Origin of the sequence: Burkholderia sp. Ac-20353, assembly GCF_017104785.1 — a bacterium.
Lineage (GTDB): Bacteria > Pseudomonadota > Gammaproteobacteria > Burkholderiales > Burkholderiaceae > Burkholderia.
Genome location: NZ_JAAGPL010000319.1, coordinates 1 through 5,964, shown reverse-complemented (window position 1 = coordinate 5,964; position 5,964 = coordinate 1). Strand labels below are relative to the sequence as shown.

The following is a 5,964-nucleotide window of genomic DNA, read 5'->3' as shown; positions in this document are numbered from 1 at the left end:
CCCACGACGACGACGGCGTGAACGACACCGGCGCGCCGCCCGCCACGCGGACCGCCCGGCATCCCGCGTCTTCGACGCGCGGCGCGCCGAGCCCTTCCACCATCGCCACCCAGTAATCGAGCGCTGCGCCCGTCAGGTCCTGGACTTGCATCGCCGTCTCCGTCGCCGCGAAAACCCCATGCTAGCGCGCTGCGCGTGCCGCTGGCGAATCCGGTTTTCACCCGTGAAACCCTGTGCGGACAAACCCGCGCACCCCTGTCAAGCGTCATCGATTCCTGCGTACAATGGCCGACACATCCGCCGCCCGGCCTGCGGCAGGCAAGCAGCACCAGAATCGCGACAGCACGGAAAAACGCTCCCGGCCGTCGTCAACAACAACAGGATCAGGATCCACAGGATGCCGAGCAGACCGGCTCTTTCGGGGGGACGCATGTCCACGCACGCCAGAAAACCGCTGGTATCGCTCGTCGTGCCGTTTCACGACGAATACGACGCGATCGATGTGTTCTTTGCGGAAACCATCCCGATTCTCGAGTCGGTCGAATCGGTGCGTTTCGAGATCGTCTGCATCAACGACGGCAGCCGCGACCGCACGCTCGACAAGCTGATCGCCGTCGCGGCCGGCGACCCGCGCATCCGGGTCGTCGATCTCACGCGCCGGTTCGGCAAGGAAGCCGCGCTGACCGCCGGCATCGACGAGGCGGCGGGCGCCGCGGTGATCCTGATCGACGCCGACCTGCAGGACCCGCCCGCGCTGATCCCCGCGATGATCGAACACTGGCACGCGGGCGCCGAGGTCGTCGCCGCGAAGCGCACCAACCGGATGTGCGATCCGTTCATGCAGCGCGCGGCCGCCGCGCTCTACTATCGCGTGCACAACGCGCTGTCCGAAGTCGAGATGCCGGAGAACGTCGGCGATTTCCGGCTGATGGACCGCCAGGTCGTCGACGCGCTGCGCGCGCTGCCGGAGCGGCGGCGCTTCATGAAGGGCCTGTTCGCGTGGGTCGGCTTTCGCACCGCGATCCTCGAATACACGCGCGCGCCACGCAGCGGCGGCCGCTCGAAGTTCTCCGGCTGGCGCCGCTGGAACTTCGCGCTCGAAGGCATCACGAGCTTCAGCACCGTGCCGCTGCGGGTGTGGACTTACGTCGGCCTCGCGTTCGCGATGCTCGCCCTCGTCTACGGCGCGTTCATCGTCGTGCGCACGCTGTTGTTCGGCAACCCCGTGCACGGCTATGCGTCGCTGATTTCGGTCGTGCTGTTCATTGGCGGCATCCAGCTGATCGGCATCGGCGTGATCGGCGAATACCTCGGCCGCATCTATCACGAATCGAAGCAGCGCCCGATCTATCTCGTGCGGCGCCGCTACCGTGCCGAACGTCACGCGAACGCGCAGCCGGCCCGTCACGGCGCGTTGACTCCGACGTCGAAGCTGCTGCAGTTCCCGGTCAGGCGCACGCTCGCCGCGCGCCGCCGTCAGGCGCTGCCCGCTGCGGCCGGCCACGCGCCCCGGAAAGTGTCGGTCAAGTAGCGCGGCCGATGGATCTCCCCCGCCAATCGGCGCGCGTCGGCGCCGCCCCTGTCCGCGCGTGGCTTACCCCGCAGCGCGTCGTGCTATACAGCGCGCTCACGCTGGTGATCTACGTGCTGTTCATGGTGATCTGGACATGGCTCACGCTGCACGCGTCCGGCCCGGTCAAATGGCGCCTCGGTGCCGACTACTCGGTGTTCTGGTCGGCGTCCTGGCTGACGCTGCATGGCACGCCGGCGGCGCAGATCTATGATTTCGCGCGCTTCTCGCGCGCATCGGCGGCGTTGTTCCCGCACGCCACCCGCTACGAATCGTTTCTCGCGTGGCTGTACCCGCCCACCTACCTGCTGATGGTCGCACCGCTCGCGCTGCTGCCGTTCGCGGTCAGCTATCCGCTGTTTGTCGCCGCCGGCACGGCCGCGCTCGGGGTCGCGGTCGCCCGCGTGTCGGGCATCGCCGCGCTGCCCGGCGTGAAGCGCTTCGGCTGGCTCGTGCTGCTCGCATGCCCGGGCCTGTTCGTCACATCGATGTTCGGGCAGAACGCGATGTACACCGCGTCGTGCGCGGCGCTGGCCGTGTACTGGGCCGAACGCCGGCCGGCGTGGGCGGGCTTCTGCATCGGCCTGCTGGCGATCAAGCCGCAACTGGCGCTGCTGTTTCCGTTCGTGCTGATTGCCGCGCGCGCATGGCGCACGTTCGCTTGGGCCGCGCTGTTCGCGACCGTGTTCGCGGCGCTCGGCGTGCTCGCGTGCGGCACCGAAACACTCCACCTGTTCGTCGCGAACACGGGCCTCGTGCGCGCGCTCACGCTCGAACACGGCGTCGTGTTCTGGCTCGCGTCGCCGACGCCGTTCGCGGCGCTGCGCCTCGCCGGGCTGACGCTCGCGCAGGCCTATGGCGCGCAGGCCGCCATTGCGCTGATCGCGATCTCGGCCGCCTGCGTCGTGTGGGCGCGCACGCACGACACGCGGCTGCGCGGCGCGGCGCTGGCCGTCGCGACGCTCGCCGCGAACCCGTACCTGTGGCACTACGAACTCGCGTGGCTCGGCATCCCGCTCGCATGCGTGACGGCGATCGGCTGGCGCGACGGCTGGCTGCGTGGCGAGCAGACGCTCGTCGCATGCATGTGGGCATTGCCGATCTACGAATACCTGAACCCGTGGATGGAGCTGCCGCAGATCGGCTCCGTGGTCACGCTCGCCGCGCTGCTCGCGCTGTTGCGGCGCGTGCGGGCCGGTGCCGGCGCGCGCATCGACGGCTGGCGCTCATAGCGCGAGACGCGGCGGCGCGTACACGCCGTAATACGGCCCGACGCCCGACGCGACGCCGTTCAGCTTGACGCCGGCGACGAAGTGGCCCTGGATGGTTTTCAAGCTCCCGCCGGTCGCGGCATCGATGTGGAACGCCGCGAACGCGACGACCGGCACGTAGGTGCTGGTCGCCGTCTGGGTGACGACCGGCAGCACGACGGTCGAGCCGACCGGCACGGACGTGTACAGCGTCGCCTTCACGCCGGTGGCGAGCCAGATGCTGTTGCCGATCGCGAGCGGCGCCGGATTGCCGGACAACATCAGCGCGTTCATCGTCGTCGTGTCGTTCGCGGTCGACAGGAACGACGTCCACTGCCCGCCCACGCACGTCGCGCCGTAGGTCTGGCCGTTCGTGATGATGAACTCGTAAGGCAGGCTCGTCAGCGGATTGATGAGCGGCTGGTTGGTCGCCGCATTCCAGTACTGGTTGTAGATGCACTGGTCGATCGCGAGCGGAAACAGGCCGCCCGACGCGACGCCGCCCGGCGCGGCCAGCACGGCCACGGCGGTCGCGCTGCCGTTGGCGCCGGGAATCCCCAGCAGCCCGCCGAGCAGCAGCGGAATCATGCCGCCGTTCAGGTTCGCCGAGCGCGACACGGTCACCTGGACGGCGGGCGCGTCGTAGACGCCCGGCGTGATCGTCGTCGCCTGCATCGTCGCGGGGGTGCGCGACAGGTTCCAGTAGCCGGTGCCGACGGTGCCGGTCGACAACTGTGTGCCCGCCGCCGAATTCTGCATGACCGCGCCGTTCGCGACCGTCGCCGCCTGCGACCAGTTCAGCGTCGCGCCGCCGGACGACAACAGCACATCCGCGCCGGCGAGCGCGGCCGAATCGGCCGCGTTCTGCAGTTCGTTGCGGACCACGCTGACCCATGCGACGTCGATCGCCAGCGCGCCGAACGACAGCAGCGGGATCAGGAACAGCAGGAAGAACAGCGCGACGGCGCCGCGCGCGCGGTCGCGGCGCCCGCGCCGGCACGCGCGCCCGCACGCCCGTGTGCATGTGCGAGTGCGTGTTTGTGTGCGTGCAGGCCGGCGCAGGATCACCACGCTTCGCATGATCGTCCTCACTCGTAGTTCATTACCGTCGTCGCGCTGATCGTCACGGGCCCCGTCAATGCGCTGAACGCGGAGCCCAGCATGAGCCCCGTGTACGTATAGGTCACGCTCACCGTCAACGCGCTGCCCGACGTCGTGCCGTTCGCCTGCGTGACGGTGACGTTCGGCGTGGTCGCCGTGCCCCCCGTGATCAGGCCGTTTTGCGTGTAGTTGAGCGCGACGTTCCGGACATCCGTCGTGCTCATCATCGGCACGCGCACGACGACGCCCGCGCGCGCGGCCTCGCGGCTCGCGTTGGTGATCACGGCCTTGTCGCACAGGATCAGGCTGCTGTCGATGATGCCGAGCAGCACCATCAGCAGGAACGGCAGCATCAGCACGAACTCGAGGGACACGACGCCGCGCGCGTCGCGCTCGCCCCTCGGCATGCGTGTCACTTTGCGGTCTCCGTGCCGGGCCTACCGGGTATGCCGCCCGCGGCGAGCCGCGCGCGCACGGCCTGGTAGAAGCGCAGGTTGTCGGCGACGGCCGATGCGGGCAGATCGGCCGACAGCAGCCGTTTTGCGGAATCGGTGTTGCCGAGCACGCCGTACGCGAACGCGAGATTCTGGCGCGCCTGCCACGGCGCATCGGGCAGGCCTGCGACGTCGAGCAGCACGTTGATGCCCTCGCGCGCGCGATTGCCCAGCACGAGCGACAGGCCGAGATCGACGCGCAGCCCCTGCACGTCGGGATGCGCGCGCAGCGCGGCGCGGTACACGGCCTGTGCGTCCGCGTGACGCCCCTGCAGGTCGAGCACGGTGCCGAGCCCTTCGGCGGCGACCGGATGATCGGGCTGCGCCGCCAGCAGCTCGCGATACCGCTGCGCGGCCTCGTCGAGCCGGCGCTGCCGCAGCGCGACCCGCGCGATGCCGAGCCGCGGCGCGAGTTCGGTCGGCGCCTGCCGGCCCGCTTCTTCATAGAGGATGCGCGCACGCTCCAGGTTGCCGGTCCGATAGTTGACGTCGCCGAGCCCGATGCGCGCGGCGAGCGAGTCCGGATGCGCGGCCAGCACCTTCTCGTACAGCGAGCCCGCGAGATCGACGTTGCCGCCCGACAGCGCGCTGTCCGCGATGCGCAGCTCGGCCTGCGGATCGTTGCCGCGTTGCGACAGCGCGGGAGACGAGCGGACGCCCGGCGCGCAGCCGCCGGCCAGGATCGACAGGATCAGCGCGAGTCCGAGCGCACGGGGGGCAGACGGTTTCAACGGAACACCTCGAGGAGATGAATCACCGCTGGGCCCGCCGCGATCAGGCAAACCGTCGGCAGGATGAACAGCATCATCGGCAGCGTGATCTTCGGCGCGAGCTTCGCGGCGCGCTCCTCGAGCGCGATGATCTGCTCGGTGCGCTCGGTGCGCGACAGCGTCCGCAGCGCCTGCGTGATCGGCGTGCCGTAGCGCTGCGACTGGGCGAGCGTCGTCGCGAGCGAGCGGGCCGACGCGAAATCGACGCGCGCCGCGAAATGCGTGAGCGTCGCGGCCACGTCGCCGCTGAGCGTCAGCTCGTCCGCGCAGACGCCCAGCTCGTCGGCGAGCGGCGGGCAGATGTTCGCGAGCTCGTGCGACACGCGCCGGACGCCCGTCGCGAGGCTGTTGCCGGCCATCGTGCAGATCACGAGCAGGTCGAGCGCATCCGGAAAGCACGCGGCGATCGTGCGCCGCCTGCGCCGGATCATCGCGCCGAGCACGTACTCGGGCGCAATCACGCCGATCACGAACGCGGCGACCAGCGTCACCGCGCGGATCGACGCATATTCGCCGAACCGCGGAATGAACGGGCTGAAGACGATCGCGGCGCCCGCGAACAGCACGCCGCACGACAGCTTGATGCCGATCATCGACGACACCGCGCGCCGTTCGCGAAAGCCCGCGCGCGTCAGCTGCCGCGCGAGCTTCACGCGCTGCATCGGATCGAGCACGGGCAGCCGCTCGCCGAGCTGCGCGAGACGCAGCGACAGGTTCTGCCTGACGTCGCCGGGCTGCAGCATCCCCGCGGGCGGCGACGCCGCGCGCAGGCCGGCCGA

The 5,964-nt window shown here is 70.0% G+C and carries 6 protein-coding genes and 1 pseudogene; 2 read left to right on the top strand and 5 right to left on the bottom strand.

Going from position 1 to position 5,964, the window contains the following annotated elements; translation table 11 throughout:
• Positions 1-151: pseudogene (locus G3N94_RS39010) on the bottom strand (DUF2591 family protein); the annotation flags it as partial.
• A 279-nt stretch (positions 152-430) separates the two neighbouring features.
• On the opposite strand from G3N94_RS39010, the gene G3N94_RS39005 reads away from it, so the two are divergent.
• Together G3N94_RS39005 and G3N94_RS39000 are read left to right on the top strand one after the other, a co-directional pair.
• Positions 431-1,531: a glycosyltransferase family 2 protein gene (locus G3N94_RS39005; RefSeq protein ID WP_205799535.1), complete on the top strand. Its 1,101-nt coding sequence runs from the start codon at positions 431-433 to the stop codon at positions 1,529-1,531.
• Between the two features lie 8 nt (positions 1,532-1,539).
• Positions 1,540-2,802 carry a glycosyltransferase family 87 protein gene (locus tag G3N94_RS39000; RefSeq protein ID WP_205799534.1) on the top strand — a complete coding sequence of 421 codons (1,263 nt, stop codon included), beginning with the start codon at positions 1,540-1,542 and terminating at the stop codon, positions 2,800-2,802.
• On the opposite strand, the gene G3N94_RS38995 is transcribed toward G3N94_RS39000, so the two are convergent.
• From G3N94_RS38995 to G3N94_RS38980, 4 genes are all read right to left on the bottom strand, one after another.
• Positions 2,797-3,900 carry a TadG family pilus assembly protein gene (locus tag G3N94_RS38995; protein WP_205799533.1) on the bottom strand — a complete coding sequence of 368 codons (1,104 nt, stop codon included), beginning with the start codon at positions 3,898-3,900 and terminating at the stop codon, positions 2,797-2,799. The genes G3N94_RS39000 and G3N94_RS38995 overlap by 6 nt on opposite strands.
• Positions 3,901-3,908: 8 nt before the next feature.
• Positions 3,909-4,337: a TadE/TadG family type IV pilus assembly protein gene (locus G3N94_RS38990; protein WP_205799532.1), complete on the bottom strand. Its 429-nt coding sequence runs from the start codon at positions 4,335-4,337 to the stop codon at positions 3,909-3,911.
• On the bottom strand, positions 4,334-5,146 hold the full coding sequence (locus G3N94_RS38985) for a tetratricopeptide repeat protein (protein ID WP_205799531.1): 813 nt from the start codon (positions 5,144-5,146) through the stop codon (positions 4,334-4,336). The genes G3N94_RS38990 and G3N94_RS38985 overlap by 4 nt, the downstream gene beginning before the upstream one ends.
• Positions 5,143-5,964 (bottom strand): type II secretion system F family protein (locus tag G3N94_RS38980; protein WP_205799530.1); only part of this gene is annotated, 822 nt, incomplete at its 5' end. The genes G3N94_RS38985 and G3N94_RS38980, both read right to left, overlap by 4 nt.